The 17,855-nt window shown below is 61.1% G+C and carries 18 protein-coding genes and 2 pseudogenes; 9 read left to right on the top strand and 11 right to left on the bottom strand.

Annotated elements, in window-relative coordinates:
• Nucleotides 1-68: 68 nt before the first annotated feature.
• From C2847_RS03725 to C2847_RS03705, 5 genes are all read left to right on the top strand, one after another.
• Complete coding sequence (locus C2847_RS03725) at nucleotides 69-1,622, top strand: carboxylesterase/lipase family protein (protein WP_105317138.1); 1,554 nt, start codon at nucleotides 69-71, stop codon at nucleotides 1,620-1,622.
• A 4-nt stretch (nucleotides 1,623-1,626) separates the two neighbouring features.
• Complete coding sequence (locus C2847_RS03720; RefSeq protein WP_105317137.1) at nucleotides 1,627-3,636, top strand: molybdopterin oxidoreductase family protein; 2,010 nt, start codon at nucleotides 1,627-1,629, stop codon at nucleotides 3,634-3,636.
• Nucleotides 3,637-3,672: 36 nt separating this feature from the next.
• Nucleotides 3,673-4,101, top strand: a complete 429-nt coding sequence (locus tag C2847_RS03715) for an NUDIX hydrolase (RefSeq protein WP_105317136.1) — start codon at nucleotides 3,673-3,675, stop codon at nucleotides 4,099-4,101.
• A gap of 103 nt (nucleotides 4,102-4,204) precedes the next feature.
• Entirely contained in the window at nucleotides 4,205-5,434 is a 1,230-nt protein-coding gene (gene thiI / locus C2847_RS03710) for a tRNA uracil 4-sulfurtransferase ThiI (protein WP_105317135.1), read from the top strand.
• Nucleotides 5,415-6,719 (top strand): amidase, encoded by a 1,305-nt coding sequence (locus C2847_RS03705; RefSeq protein ID WP_105317134.1) that lies wholly within the window; start codon nucleotides 5,415-5,417, stop codon nucleotides 6,717-6,719. The genes thiI and C2847_RS03705 overlap by 20 nt, the downstream gene beginning before the upstream one ends.
• Here the strand turns inward: C2847_RS03705 and C2847_RS03700 are convergent.
• Both C2847_RS03700 and C2847_RS03695 read right to left on the bottom strand, forming a co-directional pair.
• Nucleotides 6,711-7,910, bottom strand: a complete 1,200-nt coding sequence (locus C2847_RS03700) for an anion transporter (protein WP_105317133.1) — start codon at nucleotides 7,908-7,910, stop codon at nucleotides 6,711-6,713. The genes C2847_RS03705 and C2847_RS03700 overlap by 9 nt on opposite strands.
• Nucleotides 7,876-8,466: a GNAT family N-acetyltransferase gene (locus C2847_RS03695; protein WP_105317132.1), complete on the bottom strand. Its 591-nt coding sequence runs from the start codon at nucleotides 8,464-8,466 to the stop codon at nucleotides 7,876-7,878. The genes C2847_RS03700 and C2847_RS03695 overlap by 35 nt, the downstream gene beginning before the upstream one ends.
• A 123-nt stretch (nucleotides 8,467-8,589) precedes the next feature.
• Between C2847_RS03695 and C2847_RS12990 the strand changes: the two are divergent.
• Nucleotides 8,590-8,757, top strand: a pseudogene (locus C2847_RS12990) (transposase); the annotation flags it as partial.
• Between the two features lie 349 nt (nucleotides 8,758-9,106).
• Here C2847_RS12990 and C2847_RS03685 read toward each other — a convergent pair.
• From C2847_RS03685 to C2847_RS03655, 7 genes are read right to left on the bottom strand one after another with little or no spacing between them, the layout of a single operon-like run.
• On the bottom strand, nucleotides 9,107-9,835 hold the full coding sequence (locus tag C2847_RS03685) for an SDR family NAD(P)-dependent oxidoreductase (RefSeq protein WP_105317130.1): 729 nt from the start codon (nucleotides 9,833-9,835) through the stop codon (nucleotides 9,107-9,109).
• 9 nt (nucleotides 9,836-9,844) lie between these two features.
• Complete coding sequence (locus C2847_RS03680) at nucleotides 9,845-10,777, bottom strand: sugar kinase (RefSeq protein WP_105317129.1); 933 nt, start codon at nucleotides 10,775-10,777, stop codon at nucleotides 9,845-9,847.
• The gene (locus C2847_RS03675; RefSeq protein ID WP_105317128.1) at nucleotides 10,770-11,813 is read right to left on the bottom strand and encodes an Ldh family oxidoreductase; all 1,044 of its coding nucleotides are present in this window, start codon (nucleotides 11,811-11,813) and stop codon (nucleotides 10,770-10,772) included. Before C2847_RS03675 ends, C2847_RS03680 begins: the two co-directional genes overlap by 8 nt.
• On the bottom strand, nucleotides 11,810-12,514 hold the full coding sequence (locus C2847_RS03670; RefSeq protein ID WP_105317127.1) for an SDR family oxidoreductase: 705 nt from the start codon (nucleotides 12,512-12,514) through the stop codon (nucleotides 11,810-11,812). The genes C2847_RS03675 and C2847_RS03670 overlap by 4 nt, the downstream gene beginning before the upstream one ends.
• A gap of 2 nt (nucleotides 12,515-12,516) precedes the next feature.
• Nucleotides 12,517-13,791: a TRAP transporter large permease gene (locus tag C2847_RS03665; RefSeq protein WP_105317126.1), complete on the bottom strand. Its 1,275-nt coding sequence runs from the start codon at nucleotides 13,789-13,791 to the stop codon at nucleotides 12,517-12,519.
• A 13-nt stretch (nucleotides 13,792-13,804) separates the two neighbouring features.
• On the bottom strand, nucleotides 13,805-14,275 hold the full coding sequence (locus C2847_RS03660; RefSeq protein WP_105317125.1) for a TRAP transporter small permease: 471 nt from the start codon (nucleotides 14,273-14,275) through the stop codon (nucleotides 13,805-13,807).
• A gap of 29 nt (nucleotides 14,276-14,304) precedes the next feature.
• Entirely contained in the window at nucleotides 14,305-15,279 is a 975-nt protein-coding gene (locus C2847_RS03655) for a C4-dicarboxylate TRAP transporter substrate-binding protein (RefSeq protein ID WP_164835629.1), read from the bottom strand.
• 393 nt (nucleotides 15,280-15,672) lie between these two features.
• Here C2847_RS03655 and C2847_RS12985 point away from each other — a divergent pair, with 393 nt between their 5' ends.
• The 3 genes from C2847_RS12985 to C2847_RS03645 all read left to right on the top strand — a co-directional run bounded on the left by C2847_RS12985 (nucleotide 15,673) and on the right by C2847_RS03645 (nucleotide 16,899).
• Nucleotides 15,673-15,948, top strand: a complete 276-nt coding sequence (locus tag C2847_RS12985) for a hypothetical protein (RefSeq protein ID WP_244187344.1) — start codon at nucleotides 15,673-15,675, stop codon at nucleotides 15,946-15,948.
• Nucleotides 15,949-16,078: 130 nt separating this feature from the next.
• Nucleotides 16,079-16,213: a hypothetical protein gene (locus tag C2847_RS12980; RefSeq protein WP_279627869.1), complete on the top strand. Its 135-nt coding sequence runs from the start codon at nucleotides 16,079-16,081 to the stop codon at nucleotides 16,211-16,213.
• Nucleotides 16,214-16,272: 59 nt separating this feature from the next.
• Nucleotides 16,273-16,899, top strand: a complete 627-nt coding sequence (locus tag C2847_RS03645) for a bifunctional 4-hydroxy-2-oxoglutarate aldolase/2-dehydro-3-deoxy-phosphogluconate aldolase (RefSeq protein ID WP_105317124.1) — start codon at nucleotides 16,273-16,275, stop codon at nucleotides 16,897-16,899.
• On the opposite strand, the gene C2847_RS12485 is transcribed toward C2847_RS03645, so the two are convergent.
• Both C2847_RS12485 and C2847_RS12480 read right to left on the bottom strand, forming a co-directional pair.
• Nucleotides 16,877-17,353: an IclR family transcriptional regulator gene (locus tag C2847_RS12485; RefSeq protein WP_244187345.1), complete on the bottom strand. Its 477-nt coding sequence runs from the start codon at nucleotides 17,351-17,353 to the stop codon at nucleotides 16,877-16,879. The two genes, C2847_RS03645 and C2847_RS12485, sit on opposite strands and share 23 nt — an antisense overlap.
• A 111-nt stretch (nucleotides 17,354-17,464) precedes the next feature.
• Nucleotides 17,465-17,650 (bottom strand): annotated as a pseudogene (locus C2847_RS12480) (helix-turn-helix domain-containing protein); the annotation flags it as partial.
• Between the last annotated feature and the right edge of the window lie 205 nt (nucleotides 17,651-17,855).

The raw sequence follows: 17,855 nt of genomic DNA, 5'->3' as shown, positions 1-17,855 counted from the left end.
CCTTTGGCATTATGTCTCCTTTGCCCCGCTTATTGACATCGGGGGAAACGATCTGGAAAAGTTTGAATATGAACCCCGCTGCCTTCCTGATTGCGGCTACCCTGAACCTAACCCTGGGCCTTGCTCTAGCCCAGGGGATCACGGTCCGGACCCCCCTCGGCCCCGCCCAAGGCCAGATCGAAAAGGGCGCCATCGCCTTCTACGGCCTGCCCTACGCGGAAGCGGGCCGCTTTGAGGCCCCCAGGCCCGTGGCCACCTGGCCCCCTGGGGTGGGAAGGGAGCGGGTAGCCTGCCCCCAAACCCTTGGGACCACCGCCCGGCTGGGGGGATACATCCCCCCGCAGAGGGAGGACTGCCTGGTGGCAAACCTTTTCCTTCCCCTGGAACTCCCACCCCCGGAAGGCTTTCCCGTGATGGTCTACCTGCACGGGGGTGGCTTCACCTCGGGAAGCGCCGCCGAGCCCATCTACGGGGGGCACCGGCTAGCCCAGGAGGGGGTAGTGGTGGTTTCCATAAACTACCGCCTGGGACCCTTGGGCTTTTTGGCCCTTCCCGCCCTGGCGAAGGAAGATCCCAAGGCGGTGGGCAACTATGGCCTCCTGGACGTGATGGAAGCCCTGCGCTTTGTCCAGCGCTACATCCCCTATTTTGGCGGCGACCCCCAAAACGTGACCCTCTTCGGGGAATCCGCTGGGGGCATGCTGGTCTGCACCCTCCTGGCCACCCCGGAGGCCCGGGGACTTTTTCAGAAGGCGATCGTCCAGTCGGGGGGGTGCCACCAGGTCCGCCCCTTGGAAAGGGATTTCCCCTTCGGGGAACGGTGGGCTAAGGCCTTAGGCTGCCCCCCGGAAGACCTGGTCTGCCTGCGGAGCCTTCCCCTCTCCCGCCTTTTTCCGCCCACGGAACCCAAAGCCCCTCCCGACATCACCGCCTCTGCCCTGGGCTTTCCCAACTCCCCTTTCAAGCCCCACCTGGGGGCCCTGCTTCCGGAAAGCCCCCTCGAGGCCCTTCAGAAGGGGCGGGCCCGGGGTATCCCCCTCTTGGCAGGGGCCAACCTGGAGGAACTCGCTTTCCCGGGTCTAGCCTGGCTCCTGGGACCAAGGAGTTGGGAGGAGTTTGACCAAAGGCTTGCCGCCCAAGGCTTCACCCCGCAACAACGCGAGGCCTTAAAAAGTGTGTATCAGAAACGTTTTCCCGACCCCCGAAAAGCCTGGGGAGAGGCCCAAACCGATCTTCTCCTCCTCTGCCCCTCCTTAAAGGCCGCAAGGCTCCAGGCCCCTTTCGCCCTCACCCATGCCTATCTCTTCACCTTCCGAATCCCAGGCTGGGAGGGACTCGGGGCCTTCCACGGCCTGGAGCTCGCCCTCCTTTTCGGAAACCTCGAGGAAATGCCCTTTCTTCCGCTTTTCCTCAGCGCCGAGGCCAGGGAAAGGGCCGAGGCCCTGGGAAAACGCATGCGCCGCTACTGGGTGAGCTTCGCCCAGGAAGGGGAGCCCCGGGGCTGGCCCCGCTGGCCCTTCTACTCGGAGGGCTACCTCCTCCGGCTGGACGAGCCCCCGGGGCTGATGCCGGACCCTTATGAGGAGCGTTGCGGCGCCCTCGAGGCCCTGGAGCTACTATAGGGGCATGAAGGCCCGAGCCACCTGCCCCCTGGACTGCCCCGATGCCTGTAGCCTCCTGCTCACCTTTGAAGAGGGAAGGCTCTTTCGGGTGGAGGGCGACCCCCGCCACCCCGTCACCCAAGGCTTCGCCTGCGCCAAAACCTACAGCTATCCCGAAAGGGTAAGGGAGCGTCTCCTCTACCCCTTGCGCCGGGTGGGGAGGAAGGGGGAAGGCCGCTTTGAAAGGGTCTCCTGGGAGGAGGCCCTGGACGGGATCGCCGAAAGGCTCAAGGCCATCCTGGACACCCACGGGGGCGAGGCCGTCCTCCCCTACCACTACGCGGGAACCATGGGCCTCGTGGAGAACCAACACCCCCTGGCCTTCTTCCGGGCCATCGGGGCCAGCGAGCTTCTGGAAACCATCTGCTCCACCGCAGGAAGCGCCGCCTGGGAGATGACCTATGGCCCTAGGCTCGGCCCCGACCCGGAGGAGGTGCCCGAGGCCCGCTACATCCTCCTTTGGGGCATCAACAGCCTCTCCACCAACAGCCACCTCACCCCCTTTCTCAAGGAGGCGAGAAGGCGGGGGGCCAAGGTGGTCCACATCGACCCCTACAAGAACCACACCAGCCGATTCGCCGACGAGCACATCAAGCTCCGCCCTGGCACCGACGCTGCCTTGGCCTACGCCCTGGCCCACTTGCTGTTCCGTGAAAACCTGGTGGACTGGGAATACCTCAAGGAGGCCGCCACAGGGTTGGAAGCTTTCCAGGAAGAGGCCCGGAAGTGGCCCCCAGAAAGGGCCAGCGCCCTTACCGGGGTGCCCGAGGAGGCCATAGAGCGGCTGGCCCGGGAACTGGGGGAAGCCAAACGGGTCTTCCTCCGGGTGGGCTACGGGATGACCCGGCATCCAGGTGGGGGGAATGCCCTAAGGGCAGCGAGCCTCCTCCCCGCCCTCCTGGGGGCCTGGCGCTACCCGGGGTGCGGGGCCCTTCTTTCCACCAGCGGGGCCTTCCCCCTGAATAAACGCTTTCTAGGGGGGCGGCACCTTCTGGAGGGGGAACACCCGCACGAGGGCTACTTCCGCCCCAATCCAAAGGTGCGCCGGGTGAACATGAACGAGCTCGCCAGCGCCCTCACCCGCCTCGAGCCCCCCATAAGGGCCCTCTTCGTCTTCAACTCCAACCCCCTGGTGGTGGCCCCGGACACGGGAAGGGTCAAGGAGGGCCTCTTGCGGGAGGACCTCTTCACCGTGGTGCTGGAGCAGGTGATGACGGAAACCGCCCGCTACGCGGACTACCTCCTCCCCGCCACCTTCTTTTACGAGCACCCCGACCTTTACACCAGCTACGGCCACTACTACCTCTCCTGGAATGAGCCCCTAACCGAGCCCGAAGGGGAGGCCAGGCCCAACACCTGGGTCTTCCGGGAACTGGGGAGGAGGCTTGGCCTAAAGGAACCCACCCTCTACTGGACCGCGGAAGAGGTGGCAGAAAGCCTCCTGGATGTGGACCACCCCTACCTGGCGGGCATCAACCCGAAGAGGCTTAAGGAGGAGGGGTTTGTGAAGCTCAACCTCCCCAAGCCCTTCCTGCCCTTCCAAAAGGGCCCCGTGCGCTTCAGCCCCCCGCCGGAGGTCATCCCCACCCAAACCCTCCCCGGCTACCCCTTGATCCTCCTCACCCCCCCGGCCCACCGCTTCCTGAACACCACTTACGGGAACGTCCAGGCCCTGGTGGAGGCGGAAGGAGGCGAGCCCAGGCTTCTCATCCACCCCAAGGACGCCGAGGAGCGGGGGATCACTGAGGGCATGCTGGTCTACATCCACTCCCCCCAAGGCAGGGTGGTGCGCAAGGCCAAGGTGACCGAGGCCCCCATGCCGGGGACGGTGGTCCTCGAGGGCACCTGGTGGGAAAAGTGGGCCCCAGACGGCAAGGGCATCAACCACCTCACCGCGGAAACCCTCACCGACTTAGGGGGCGGAAGCACCTTCCACAGCACCCCGGTGGAGGTGGAGCCCCTCCGCCTGGCCTGATTTGCGCCTGGGCTAGGGTTTTGCTAGGCTGGTTGGGTGCAGACGGCCAAGCCCCTTAAGCGCGCGGTGGCCCTGGCCGCCTGGAGCGAGGAAGGGCTTCTCTTGGTGAAGCGGCCCGAGGAGGACCCCGAGTTCGGCGGGGCCTGGGGTCTGCCGGCGGTGAGCCTCGTAGAAGGGGAAGGCCTTGAGGAGGTCGCCTTCCGGGTGGCGCAGGAGAAACTCCAGGCGGAGGTGGCGGCGGCCCGCCCCGTGGCCTGCGGGATAGAGGAGCGCCCCGCTTATACCCTGGAGCTTTGGGTCCTCGAGGCCCGGCTCCTCACTACCCCCCGGCTGCCCGAGCCCAAGCCGGGGAAGACCTTCTACACCGCCTTTCGTTTCGGCAAGCCGGAGGAGCTACGGGGGGCCGCCCGGGTGGGTTCCCTCTGCAGCCGCCTCTATCTGGCGGTAAAGGGCCTGTGCTCCTAGGTACCCCCTTGGGGCTTGCACCCCAAGGGGGACCCCAAAAGGCCATGGATAAGCCGCATTCGTCCTTGCCGATGGGGCAACCTTCATGCATGGACACTTAGCCATGGAAACCCTGGTCTTGGTCAACCTCTTCCACGAACTGGCCCTGAAGGGCCAAAACCGCCCCCTTTTCCTGAGGAAGGCCAAGGATCACGTGAAGCGGGCCCTCAAAGGCACGGGGGCCAGGCTGGAAGCGGAGTGGCCCATGGCCCTCCTCTTCCGCCTGCCCGAGCCGTCCTGGCCGGAAACCAGGGGGCGCCTGCAGGAAACCTTGGGCGTGGAAAGCTTCGCCCGGGTGCTGCGCACGGCGGCGGACCTCGAGGCCCTCAAAGGTGCCCTGGAGCAGGTCCTGCCGGAAGTGCCCTTCCAGAGCTTCCGCATCACCGCCAAGCGCTCCGACAAGACCTTCCCCCTCACCTCTCCCGAGATTGAGCGCCTCCTTGGGGCCTTCGTGAAGGAGAAGACGGGAGCCAGGGTACAGCTCAAGGGGGCGGAAAGGGAGTGGGTGGTGCGCATCCTGCCCAACGCTGCCCTTTTGGAGGTGGAGCGCCACCCGGGACCGGGAGGGCTTCCCCCGGGGGTTTCCGGGAAGGTGGTGGCCCTCCTTTCCGGGGGGATTGACTCCCCCGTGGCCGCTTACCGCCTCATGCGCCGGGGAGCGGAGGTGGTCCTGGTGCACTTCCACCCTTTCCCCCTTCTCTCGGGCCAGAGCCGGGAAAAGGCCAAGGCCATCGCCGAGCGCCTGGCCCGCTTCCAGCACCGCATCACTCTCCACCTGGTTCCCTTCAGCGAGGTGCAGCGGCAGATCATCCTCGAGGCCCCCAAGGCCTACCGGGTGGTCCTCTACCGCCGCTACATGCTCCGCATCGCCGAGGCCATCGCCAAGGAGGAAGGAGCCTTGGCCTTGGCCACCGGGGACAGCCTGGGCCAGGTGGCCTCGCAGACTCTGGAGAACCTCCATGTGGTCAACCAGGCGGCCACCCTTCCCGTCTTCCGGCCCTTGATCGGCTTTGACAAGGTGGAGATCAAGGCGGAGGCGGAGCGCATCGGCACCTACGCCATCTCCATCCTCCCCGACGAGGAGTGCTGCACCCTTTTCGCCCCCAAGCACCCCGTGACCCGGGCCCAACTTTCCGTGGCCTTGGAAACGGAAAGCCGTTTGGATACGGAAAGGCTCATCGCCTTGGCCCTCGAGGGCCGGGAGGTGGTGCGCTACACCTGGCCGGGGCAAAAACCCCTACCAGGGGCTCAGGAGAAGGCCCCTATAATGGAGCATGGACCTCTTGACGGCTAAAGCCCTCCTGGGAAGGGGCGAAACCACTCCCTTGGCCCTTTTGGAGGAAGCCTTGGAAAGGGCCCGGGCCTTCCAGGACCGCAACGCCTTGGCCTACCTGGACGAGGAGGGAGCCAAGGAGGAAGCCCAGCGGCTTACGGAGGAGCTAAGGCAGGGGTACATCCGCGGACCCCTACACGGCATCCCCCTCACGGTAAAGGACCTCTTCCCGGTCAAGGGCATGCCCACCCGGGCAGGAACCCGGGCCCCCCTCCCTCCCCTTCCCGAGGAGGCCCAGGCGGTAAGGCGCCTGAGGGAAGCCGGGGCCCTCCTCTTCGCCAAAACCAACATGCACGAGGTGGCCCTGGGCATCACCGGGGAAAACCCCTGGACGGGCCCGGTGCGCAACGCCTTAAACGCAAGCCGCCAAGCCGGGGGAAGCAGCAGCGGAAGCGCCGTGGCCGTGGCCTTGGGGATCGGCCTTGCCTCCTTGGGCACGGACACCGGGGGCTCCATCCGCATCCCCGCCGCCTTCAACGGGGTGGTGGGCTTCAAGCCCTCCTACGGCCGGGTAAGCCTGGAAGGCGCCTTGCCCCTCTCCCGCTCCACCGACCACGCGGGGCCCATCGCCAGGAGCGTGCGGGACGCCCACTTCCTCACGGAGATCCTGGCCGGGGAAAGCATCCCCCTCGAGGGCCCGCAAAACCCCACCTTCGGCGTGCCCCTGGACTTCCTGGAGGGCCGTCTGGGGGTGGAGGTGCGCAGGGCCTTCCAGAGGCTTCTAGAGGAACTCCCCTCCTTGAGGGCCGAGGTAAGGGAGGTATCCTTACCCCTATCCGGGGTCTATGAGGTCTACACCCGCCTGGTGCGCTACGAGGCAGCCCGCATCCACGAAAAAGCCTTAAGGGAACAGCCGGAAGGCTTCTCCCCCCAGGTGCGGGAGGCCCTTATGGCCGGGCTTTCCCTCACGGAGAAGGATTACCGGGATGCGGTGGCGGAAAGGGAGGCCCTGCGCCTCCAGTTGGTGAAGGCCCTAAGAGGGGTGGACGCCCTCCTCCTCCCCGCCCAGCCCCTTCCTGCCCCCCCTTTGGGCACGGAGGAGGTGGAGCTGGAATCGGGGAAGAAGAGCCACCGGGAGGCCTTCATCACCCTCACCCTGCCCTTCAGCCTCCTCGGGGTGCCCACCCTAACCCTCCCCTTCGCCCGGGTGGAGGGGATGCCCGTGGGGCTCCAGGTGATGGGGCCCTACGTGGAGGACGGCCGGGTGCTGGCCATTGGGGGCTGGCTCGAGGCGCGGCTAAAGTAGGGCGTAAAGCAGGGCCAGGGTCAGGAGGGTCAAGGACAGGCCAAAGCGGAGATGTTCCAGAAAGCTCACCCGCATTCCCTCCTTTCCCGCCCCCTCGGCCACGATGAGGTTGGCCACGCTGGCGAGGAGGGTGAGGTTCCCCGCCAGGGTGCTTCCCCCGGCCAGAAGAAGCCAGTCCCTGGGCTCCTGCACCAGGGGAGCCAGGAGCAAGACCGCGGGCACATTGGAGACGAGCAGGGAGAGGAAGGTGGCGGCCAAAAGAAGCCCTAAAGGCGTGGTGGCCAAGGGCACAAGAAACTCCGCCAGGCCCAGCCTTCGTACCCCCTCGGTGACCATGAAGAGGGCGGCGAACATCACCAGTAGCTCCCAGTCCACCCGCAAGAAATAGCGCTCGGAGCGTATTCGGCGGGTGAAGAGGAGGATTCCCGCAGCCACCAAGGCCCCCTGGGCCATGGGGTAGCCCAGGAGGAAGGCTAGGAAAAGCCCAAGGGCTACCCAAACCCCCTTCCGCAGAAGGGGACGGTGAAGCCGGTAGCGCAAGGGGGGCAGGGGAGGAAGGGGCTTTAGGGAGCGTACCTCAGGGTAAAGGAGGGCCAATAAGGCCACCTGGAGCAAAAGCCCCAAGACGGCCACGGGCCAAAGGGCCGCCACAAACCCCAGGTAGGAGATGCCGGATAGGCTCGCCACCACGATGTTCTGGGGGTTCCCCGTGGGGGTCATGAGGCTCCCGGTGTTCACCGCCCCCATGAGGGCCAGGAGGTAGGGCACCGGGTTGAGCCCCAGACCCCGGGTGACCGAGAGGACCAAGGGGGTGAGGAGGAGGGCCATGGTGTCGTTCAAGAAGAGGGCGGAAAGGAACCCGCTTCCCAAGGTAAGAAGGAGGAGAAGGGCCAAGGGAGTCTTGGCCAGGCGCAAAAGCCTCTCCGCCACCAGGCCAAAGAAGCCCGCATAGCCCAGATGGGCGTTCAGGACCATGATCCCGAAGAGGAAGGTGAGGGTTTGGGCGTCCAGGGCCTGCCAGGCCTCCCGGAGGTCCAAGACCCCGAGGAGCACCAGAAAACTCGCCCCCACCAGGGCCACCCCCGCCCGGTTCATGCGGTAGCCGGGGAGCCCCCCCAGGGCCAGGCCCAGGTAGGTGAGGAGGAGTACCAAGAGGCTAAGCCCCTCCCGTATCTCCTGGGAAAGCTCCATACAGTTTCTCCTCCAGCCGGGCCTTCACACGAGGCCACTCCTCCCGCAGGATGCTGTAGACCACGTCGTCGCGGAAACGGCCATCCGAGAGAAGGCGGTTACGCCTCAAGACCCCTTCCCGCACCGCCCCCAAGGACTCTAAGGCCCTTTGGCTTCGCAGGTTCAAGGGGTCCACCTTAAACTGCACCCTTTCCGCGAGGAGCACCTGGAAGGCGTGGCGCAGGAGGAGGTACTTGGCCTCCTTGTTGGCGGGGCTTCCCCAGAAGGGTTTGAAGATGAGGGTACCGATCTCCAGCTTGCGGTTTTGCGGATCCGGGGCGATGACGGAGATCCGCCCGGCCAGCTTCCCTCCCAGGAAAACGGCCCAGTTAACCCGGCCAGGCTCGGAAAGAAGGGCCTCGAGGTGATCCCTTAGGTCCTCCGGCCCCCTTACCCTATGGCTCATGTGGCGGTAGACCTCGGGGTCGAACTGGGCTTGGAAGCCCGGAAGGTGGGAGAGGGTTAGGAGCTCCAGGCGGACATACCGGCCCTGAAAGGCCTCGGGGAAAGTCCACATGTCCCCCATTATGAGGCCCACAGGACTCCTGGTAGTGTCGCTTATTTTGTGGGTTAATTTGTGGGTTAAGCACGGAGGGGCGGATGGACCGGGAAGAGATGAAAAGGCCCGCCGAGCCGGCGGGGGGAGCGCAACGGTCACTACACCCGGGACCTGATCACGCCGGCGGGCAAGATTGCCCAGCTCAAGGCCCCCCGGGATCGCGAGGGGAGCTTTCTCACGGAGGTCTTTGAACGCTGCAAGCGGATGACCGGGGAGATGGAAGGGGCGGTCCTGGAGATGTACCCGCAAGGGGTCTCCACCCCCTACCTGTACCTGGACGCCAGCTACTTCAAGGCGAACTGGGGCAGGCGGGGAGAGGAAGGAAGGGTGGCGCAACCTGCTGAAGGGGCTTGTGGAGCGGGGGCTTCAGGGGGTGGGGGTGTTTTCCAACGAAGAGAGCCTGGCCGACCTGGCCACGGTGGTGATGCTCAGGGTCACGGAAGAGTGGGGTTCAGGCGCTACGTGGACATGACCCCGCTTTGGGCTGCGGAAGGGAAACCCACAAAAATCGCGGCTTGACTCACGTACACCCCTCGTTACGACAAACTTTTCCCTAAGGCTAGCGCATGACCAGATTACGAATAGGGGTTTCCCGTGGTTAATAGCTCAGAAAGCCCCCATCTACAACCACGGTCGTGCCCGTAACGTAATCCATGTCCTCAGTACATAGCAAAGCGCCAACCTTAGCGATTTCCCCTGGAGAAGCCCAACGTCCTACCGGAATGCGACTGGTGATTGCCTGATAGAGATCGGGGTTACTCCACACTGGAGCGGTGAAGTCCGTTTGCACATAGCCTGGACAGAGGAGATTGACCCGGATTCCGAGAGGTGCCCACTCTTTGGCGAGGGCCCGGGTCAAACCTAACAAGCCAGTCTTAGCAGACACATATGCAGGGATGGGAACCGGCCCGCCTGAGGTAAAGGTGGTTACAGACCCAATGAATAAGATTCGGCCCCATCCGACACAAGCCATGTGGGGGGCCACCGCTTTTGCCAGAAGAAAGGCAACATCTAGGTGGAGGTACAAGACTCTACGCCACTCCTCGTAGGATAGCTCCAGGGCGGGCTTACGCACGTTGATTCCAGCTGCGTGTATGAGAGCATGGATATCGCCTTCCGCCAAAGCCAGGTCGACCACCTTTTCAGGCGGATCCTTTTCCAAGTCTACGGCAACTGGGAATGCGGGTAGGCCCATTTCCTGAAAACTCTTGACAGCCCCTTCTGGATGACGACTGACTATACCCACCTTGAATCCCTTCTTCGCCAGCTCCTCAGCCAGTGCCCGTCCAATTCCGCGACTTCCTCCTGTGACTATCGCAACGCGCATACTGCCACCTCACCGATCGAGTATGGGACTTTTACCGAGGAACCGAAAAAGATCCTCCCGAGACGGGGCCCCCTCGTAATCACCCAGTGTGGTTACGGCCAAGGCACCCATGGCGTTTCCCAATTTGAGCCTCTCCTGAGCGGGATATTGCCACAGCACCCCTGCGAGATAGCCTGCATTAAAGGCATCCCCAGCCCCCACGGAGTCTATCTCGTTAACTGGGAACGGATCGGCCTCTACAAGCGAACCTTCCACTAACGCCACCGCACCCTTTTTCCCTCTCTTCAGCACAACTTCCGCCGGACCTTTAGCTGCAAGCGTGTAGAGAATCGAAGTTCTATCGCCAGGCCAGAGCACGGCGTCATCCTCACTCAAGAACAAAATGTCCGTTAACGGAAGAACGTCCTCAATGAGTGGTTTAGCATCCTCGGGCGCCCATAGCTTTTTCCGATAATTCACATCGAGGCTCACCCGCATCTTCCGCTCCTTGGCTTCTTGTAAGAGCCATCGGGAAAAGGCCCAGGTCCTTTCCGAAAGTGCTAGCGTAATCCCACTAAGGTGAAAGATTTTTGCTTCGCCCAAGCAATCCAGATCGAACGCTTCAGGAGCCATATAGGCAGCCGCCGAACCTTGGCGGTAATAATAAACCCTCCCACCGAACGCTAAATTTTCCCTTATATAAAGTCCCGTGGGCGCATCCACTCTCCTGGCGAACACCTGGAGCCCTTCGGCGCGCAGACGGTGCAACACTACGTCACCGAGCTCATCCTGGCCAACAAAAGTGAAAAACCCAACAGAAAATCCAAGCCTGGCCAGGGCTATGGCCGTGTTGGCTTCCGCCCCTCCTATACGGACCTCGAGACAAGTCTGGTGCCGGAGATACCCTTTTCTCGGGGACAGGAGAAGCACCATAGCCTCTCCAGCAGTTACAACCTCAATCACCACGCACCTCCAAGGACACGCCGTAGCTCTCACCCAACTCCAGAAGAGACTCCACTACCGCGTCCTCCAGCGGAACTCCCTCTAGGAGGCGCGCATTTCTAAGACGGGCCTCCTTTTCTCCTGGCAAGAACACTTCTGAAAACTCTGGAGCGGGTGGTATGCGTTTGATGTGGTTCCACAGATACTCCATGCGTCCAAGAAACTCTTCCCGACTTGACAGGAATGTTGGATCAATCGCCACCAAGAAATGGCCCACATTTTGAGGACGATCCCAATCATCGTACATGCGGCCAATCGTGTCTGCGACCCCAGCTCCCGTGAGCACTCCCGCAAGGACTTCCACCATTAACGCAAGCGCATATCCTTTCGGACCACCCAAAGGCAACAACGCCCTAACCTTATGGGGATCACCTGTTGGAACGCCCTCCTCATCCACACCCCAATCCAAGGGGATGGCACTGCCCCTAGCCCGGGCCATCAGCACCTTACCCATGGCTACCTGAGCGGTAGCCAAGTCCACCACGAGTATCCCCTGCGGAGCGGGTGCGGCAAAAGCTATTGGGTTCGTTCCCAGAGCGGACCGTTTACCACCAAAGGGTACAACGTCTGGCTCCGCATTGGTCATGACAAGGCCTAGCAGGCCCTCTTTTGCCAGGGCTTCCGCATAGAAGCCCGCTGCGCCAAAATGGGTACTGCGTCTCACCCCCACAGCCCCGATACCATAGGCAAGGGCAAGTTGCCTCACCTCCTCCAGTGCGAATATCCCCACTCGAGGTCCTAATCCGTTGTCGCCATCAACCACTGTGATGGCTCCATGACGGCTCACCACTTGTGGAAAAGGAGACGGATTGACCAACTTCGACGTAAGCCGTCGCACATAAATGGGAAGGCGCGACAACCCGTGGCTATGGATTCCCTTAAGTTCGGCGTCGAGCAAAACCTGGGCCGTGGCCCTAGCCGAAGCCTCATCCGCACCGGCGGCCCTGAGAATACGCTCCGCAAAGGTCTGCAACGCGGCGGAAGGAAATGTCTTCATAAGCTTAAGCCTCCGTCAACCACAAACACGCCCCCCGTGGCAAACGCACCCTCGTCTGAGGCCAGATATACTGCCAAGGCTGCGATTTCCTCTGGCCGCCCCAACCGACCTAAGGGCTGGCGTTCTGCAAACTTTTTTAGTCCGCTTTCATCTCGAGCACGTTCTCTTAGGGAAGGTGTGTCCACAGTCCCTGGACAGATGGCATTGACACGCACCCCCATGGGGGCGAACTCTAAGGCTGCGGCCCTGGTCATGGCCACCACGGCCGCCTTCGTGGCGCTGTAAATGAAGCGCCTAGGGACCACCTTCAGGGCAGCAACGGAAGCGATATTGATGACACTTCCTCCTCCCCTAGCTGCCATTTTCGGTAGAGCCACCTGCATGGCCCAGAAGATACTTTTGGTGTTCAACAAGAAGGCCTCATCCCAATCCCTATCGGTCGCATCGACGAGTCCCCCTTCGGGAACAATGCCTTGCGCATTTACAAGTATGTCCAGGTCGTCCAAGCTACCTAAAAGCCGAACCAGGCTCTCCCGATCCCTGGCATCCAGCTTCACCGCTGGAACCACGCCCTTCAACTTTTCGGGATGCAAAGTGGCTCCCAGTACCTCCGCTCCCTCCTCACGGAAGGCTATCGCTATTGCTCTTCCGATTCCCTGCCCAGCAGCAATTACCAAAGCTTTCTTTCCCAATAGCTTCATGGTCACCTACCCCTAAATAGCAGTTCTGGCAAGAATAAAACGACTTGCGGAAACGTCATTACCACGATAAGGGCTACCAACGCGGCTACGAAGAGGGGCCACCCCTCCCGAACGTACTCCTCCAGATCGCAATTCATAATCGAGCAGACGGAATACATGGACAGCCCAACCGGGGGCGTCAGCAAGCCAATAGCGCACGTCATAACCATGAGTACACCGAAATAGACCAGATCGATACCGAGCGCCTTGACCGCTGGTACCAGAATTGGGGTCAGCATGATAATCATCACCGTCGAATCCAGGATCATACCAAGTACCAAAAGCGAAAGAAGAATAAGAACCAAAGCGAACTGAGGATTCTGCACAACATCCAGCAGAAAGCTAGACACCTGCTGGGGAACCATCTCCCACTTCATTCCATACCCTAAAACCCCCGCCATCGCGATCAGTAAAGCCACCATCCCTATGTCCCGCACAGAATTGGAGAGCGCTCTACCTACCCTGTCCACGGACAATTCTCTATAGACAAGTCCAACGAACAACGAATAAACCACGGCGGCCGCTCCCACCTCAGATGGCACAAAAACGCCAAAACGTAAGGAGACCAAGAGTAAGATCGGAAAAACAACCGCCCAGAACCCATCCTTGAGGGCCCTAGCAATCTCGGACACGTGGAACGATCCCTCGCCAGGAGGGAGCTTCGGTCCAAGTACAGTTACGGCTAGCAAAAGGGACACTGCCATGACCAGCCCCAGCCCTATTCCCCCAGCAAAAAGCTGGCCTATCGACACTTGTCCAATGCTTCCGTAGAGAATGAGCCCGATACTGGGGGGAATGGCCACAGCAAGCAGACCGGCAAAACCCTGAAGGGCAGCTATGAATCCCCTGGAATAACCTTGACGCAGCATCTCTGGTCCCAGGAGCCTCGACTGCATGGTGGCATCGGCTATGGCTGATCCCGAGACCCCACCCATTAGGAATCCAAGGACTATGCTGGCATGAGCCAATCCCCCTCTGATGAACGCCGTTAAGGCATAAGCAACTTGCAGTAACCGCCTCGTAACGCCCAGCTCGTTCATGAGGTTGCTGGCAAGAATAAAGGTGGGGATTGCCAGCAGGGAAAAATTCTGCGTTTCCGCAAGGGCAAGCTGGACCGGCATGGTGAGTTGCAGGTCGGGGTGCGTCAAGAAGAAGATCAGTCCGCCAATACCAATGGCAAAGACCACAGGCATCCCGAGCAAGAGTAGGGTGAGAAAGACCAAGAAGCTCAACAACATCGCCCTTCTCCTTTCATGGCTCCTCGCCCCTAACGGTTTGACGGAGTTTCCTTAACACAGACAGCAGCATCAGCCCACTACCCACAGTGACACTTAGCGTTAACCATGTGTAGCTGAACCCGGGTATGCCCTGAAAGGATCGGAAACGCGTCTGATAGGAAGCCTGGATGCTGTAGATAGCAAGCACAACAAGGAAAAGAGCTATTATGGCCCACAACAACGTGCGAAGGTAGCGCTGAACTGGGTGGGGGAGCAGGCGGAGGAGGATCTCAACCGCCACGTGGCGATCTTCCTTTAACGCAAGATCCGCGCCGAGAAACACAGCCCAGGCAAAGCAGAACGTTGCCCAGTCCATCGCCCAGTCCAACGGATGACCAAGGAAACGCCCCGCCCCGCCGGCAAACACGGTCAGAACCGAGAGAATCAAGAACGCCTTCGCCAGAAACTCCTCGAGACTGTGAAGACCACGCCAAAAAGCCCCCATCGCCCCACCCCCCCGTAGCGGTACGTTAGCTAGCGTTTCAAAGCCTGATACAGTGCATCGCGGACCGTTTTCAATCCTAAGCGCTGGTAGGCGGTCTCTGCAGCTCTACGGAAGGCAGCCAGGTCCACATCCGTGACCACGGTCATACCCCTCTGCTTGGCAAGCTCCCTAATCTGACCCTCTTCGCGTGCAATCCGCAGGGAGGTCTCCCTTCCTGCCCGTACGCACTCCTCGCGGAGAATCTGCCGGTAGTTCGCAGGAAGCCGTTGATACCAGGCCTCCCCTACGATCTGGAAATTAATGAGAAGGAAGTGCTTCGTTTCATTGATGTAGCGAAGCACCTCCCAGAGACTCATATCGGGAACGTTGGCGTACACAAGCTCGACACCGTCGATAGCCCTCTGCTGCAGTGCGGAGTAAATTTCCCCAAACGGAAGGGCAACGGGGGTGGCGCCCAAAGCCCGTACGGACTCTTGCCAGACGGGGGCCGGCGGAGTACGAATCCGGAGGCCCTTCAGATCTTCCGGCCGACGCACAGGGCGGTTGGTCATGAAGTGCCGGTACCCTTGGACCCAGTTGAAGCACAGAACGCGGATACCATACTGTTGAGCCAGCCTTTCTATCCAACCCTGCACTATTGGAAGGGTAGCCAATCGCTCAACGGAGTTGTAATCGTCCACGAAATATGGGCCGTTGAACACGCCCAATTCACGCACGTAGTTGCCCAGGCGAGCACCATCCGTATTTTGCCCAAGGGGTACCCCTTGGCGTAACTGTTCGATAATGTCCTCTTCGATGCCCAACTGGCTGCTGTGAAAAACCAAAATCTTGAGATTTCCGTTCGTCCGCTGTTCCACGCGCTCTGCCCAAGACAGGAACCCAGCGTGATAAGGATGATTTGGTCCCAAGACATGGTTGAAACGAAGAGTATACGACTGCCCCACAGCCAATCCTGCCAGTGCCGTTAGGGCTGCATAAACCCAAGCACGCTTCACTTTCCTCACCCGCCTTTCTTCTCACTATCTATCATTAGATCCCACATTTTGTCAAGCACCTGCTCGCGGGAGGGATGCCTGAAACCCTCTACAAAAGGACTCCTACCCAAGGAAACCCATTTGCCCGCCACGTGTCCAGGCGTGGCTCAACCCCAAGTCAGCTTCCTCCACTACCGTCCCCGGGCACTTTACCTCAGGCGCGGGAATCGGCAACGAGACAACCCGAAAAGTTCCGTTCAGGATCACCGCAGCATCACGTCCTGACGGGGATTTTTTCTCCCCAGACTTGACCGTTGTACCCCTTTTGGGGTAGATGGCTCTCCATGACCCTGCGCGAAGCCCTATCCCAGGTCTGACGGGCTGACCGCCCGCGCCAACCCCCACCTCCTCCCCCACCTGGGCTTGCGCAAGGCCCCGGGCCACACCGCCCTCACCCAACTCCTCCACCGCCTGGACCCTAAGGCCCTGGCCAAGGTCTTCCCAGAAGAGGAGCTGGAAGGGGAAAAGGTCCTGGTAGCCGACGGAAAGGTCCTGCGGGGAAGCGGCAAGGGTAAGAGCCCCCAGGTGCACCTGGTGGAGGCATGGGCCCTTGCCCTGGGGCGCACCCTGGCCCAGGCCAGGGCGGAGGGGAGGGAAGATAGGGCTCTTCTGAACACCTGGGGGCCGAGGGGCTCTTAGGGAAGGTGGTGGTGGGGGATGCGGGCTTCCTGTACCCCGAGGTGGCCCGCTAGGTGGGGGCAAAGGGGGGAGTACCTTTTGGTCCTGAAGGGGAACCAGGGGAAGCTTTTGGGGTGGGTGCGGGGGCGAGGTGCTGGCGGTGTTGCGGGCGCACCTGGTGTCGTGGCTAAACCCCAAAGGGGTTCGTCGGAAGGAGGTGGCCTTGGAGGCTTTCTCCTTCAACCCCCTGGCTGCCCTGCGGTTCCTGGGACTTTATGCGGTATAGCGGTCAAGTCTGTTTTTTCTCCCTTGAACAGGGGAGGATGACCAAACTATACTGGCCCCATGCAAAACCCTCTTGAGCTGCTCACCAGTTATAGGTTCCTGCCTATCTTAACCGTGCGCACTCACGAGGAGCTTCAGCATCTGGAGCACCTCATAACGACTTTGAAGGAGGAGGATCTTCCCATAATCGAGGTTACCCTGCGAACCCCCCTTGGTTTGCAGGCGCTTACCCGCATAAATGCAAGCGGCCTTTGTGTGGGAGCAGGCACAGTGCGGAACGCTGAACACGCTAGGGAAGCCCTTGCCAGTGGAGCAGCGTTTCTGGTTTCACCGGCCTACAGAGAAGACGTGGCCCTTTTTGCGCGGGAGCACGGCCTGCTATACCTACCTGGGGTTCTAACGCCACTAGAGGTTGAGCAAGCTCTCGATCGTGGCCTCAGCATCCTCAAGTTCTTCCCTGCCGAGCCTTTTCAAGGTGTAAAGGTGCTGGCACACTACGCCAAGATCTTCCCGGAAGCACAATTCATACCTACGGGGGGCATAGACGAGAAGAACGTGTCCATCTATTGCTCGCTACCCAATGTCATAGCATGTGGCGGATCCTGGCTAATAAAAGGTGGCTTTGAGGCAGTGTCCAGGAATATTCGCAATGCCAAAGCCCTCGTTAGCCCCCAAGCTCGCGACTAATCGCTTCGGCAACCTGCCGCACAGTGAGGGCCACCGGAGCAATTCTATTTTCATCTAAGTAGATGGTGGCTGTGGAAATGCTGACGGCGGCCACTGGCTCACCTTTGGCCCCCCAGATGGGTGCCGCCACACACCTCACCCCGGGTTCGTTTTCCTCGAGATCTAGGGCATACCCTCTTTCCCGGGTTTTCCTGAGCTCCTCGGAAAAGGAAGTCCAATCAGCGATGGTCCTCTCCGTTCGCTTCAATCCGGGCACAAATATGCTCCGGACCTGCTCCTCCGGTAACCAAGCTAGTATGGCCTTGCCCAAGGCTGTGGACTGCGCGGGGAATCGGCTACCAATCTGACTAGCCAATTGCAGTTCCCGAGACCCGGCGACCTTGTCAATGTATACCACCTCCGAGCCCTCCAGAACAGCTAGGTGAACGGTCTCACTTGTAAGGTCCCGGAGCATTTCCAAATGAGGGCGCGCCACGGTGGGAAGGTGGAGTTGGCTGTAGGCCTTAAATCCCAAGCGGATAAGCTGGGGCCCTAAGCGGTAACCTCCTCTGGGCTCATGCTTCAAGTAGCCCGCGCGAACCAAGGCCGACAGAAGGCGATAAGTTGTACTCCGAGTCAATCCGAGGGACTTTGCCAAATTGGGTAAGTCGTTTACCCCCTCACTGACCTTCTCGAGCAAAAGCAGGCCTCGAAGCAAGGTCTGTGTCCCCCCAGTTCCACGACTTGAACTTTCCCCCCGCGGTTTCCTCATGTCACACGTCAACAGGCACGTCAAAGGGCGTATGCGCCTAACGCGCAGAACCTCCTGTCATCATCGAGACCAACATCCAAGAGCACAGTTGAGTCCTGAATACTTGCTTGACACGTTCCACCCCTGTGGTCATCTTACTGCCCTCCCAATCAGGCTAATCCCGCACGTTCTCCACTAAGAGGCTGTCGTAAAAGTCTCCCACCTC

Origin of the sequence: Thermus tenuipuniceus, from assembly GCF_002964845.1 — a bacterium.
Taxonomy (GTDB): Bacteria; Deinococcota; Deinococci; order Deinococcales; family Thermaceae; genus Thermus; species Thermus tenuipuniceus.
Note: the sequence above shows the minus strand (reverse complement) of the source record. Positions and strands in the feature narration are given on the sequence as shown.

What these genes read in the sequence shown, in the direction of transcription:
- C2847_RS03695 (WP_105317132.1), bottom strand. Translation starts at nt 8,466, where the DNA reads ATGTGGACTTTCCCCGAGGCCTTTCAGGGCCGGTATGTCCGCCTGGAG.
- C2847_RS03660 (WP_105317125.1), bottom strand. Translation starts at nt 14,275, where the DNA reads ATGGGGGCTTTTTGGCGTGGTCTTCACAGTCTCGAGGAGTTTCTGGCG.
- C2847_RS03720 (WP_105317137.1), top strand. Translation starts at nt 1,627, where the DNA reads ATGAAGGCCCGAGCCACCTGCCCCCTGGACTGCCCCGATGCCTGTAGC.
- thiI (WP_105317135.1), top strand. Translation starts at nt 4,205, where the DNA reads ATGGAAACCCTGGTCTTGGTCAACCTCTTCCACGAACTGGCCCTGAAG.
- C2847_RS03705 (WP_105317134.1), top strand. Translation starts at nt 5,415, where the DNA reads ATGGACCTCTTGACGGCTAAAGCCCTCCTGGGAAGGGGCGAAACCACT.
- C2847_RS03700 (WP_105317133.1), bottom strand. Translation starts at nt 7,910, where the DNA reads ATGGAGCTTTCCCAGGAGATACGGGAGGGGCTTAGCCTCTTGGTACTC.
- C2847_RS12485 (WP_244187345.1), bottom strand. Translation starts at nt 17,353, where the DNA reads ATGCTCCGGGACCTTACAAGTGAGACCGTTCACCTAGCTGTTCTGGAG.
- C2847_RS03685 (WP_105317130.1), bottom strand. Translation starts at nt 9,835, where the DNA reads ATGCGCGTTGCGATAGTCACAGGAGGAAGTCGCGGAATTGGACGGGCA.
- C2847_RS03665 (WP_105317126.1), bottom strand. Translation starts at nt 13,791, where the DNA reads ATGTTGTTGAGCTTCTTGGTCTTTCTCACCCTACTCTTGCTCGGGATG.
- C2847_RS03725 (WP_105317138.1), top strand. Translation starts at nt 69, where the DNA reads ATGAACCCCGCTGCCTTCCTGATTGCGGCTACCCTGAACCTAACCCTG.
- C2847_RS03645 (WP_105317124.1), top strand. Translation starts at nt 16,273, where the DNA reads ATGCAAAACCCTCTTGAGCTGCTCACCAGTTATAGGTTCCTGCCTATC.
- C2847_RS03670 (WP_105317127.1), bottom strand. Translation starts at nt 12,514, where the DNA reads ATGAAGCTATTGGGAAAGAAAGCTTTGGTAATTGCTGCTGGGCAGGGA.
- C2847_RS03675 (WP_105317128.1), bottom strand. Translation starts at nt 11,813, where the DNA reads ATGAAGACATTTCCTTCCGCCGCGTTGCAGACCTTTGCGGAGCGTATT.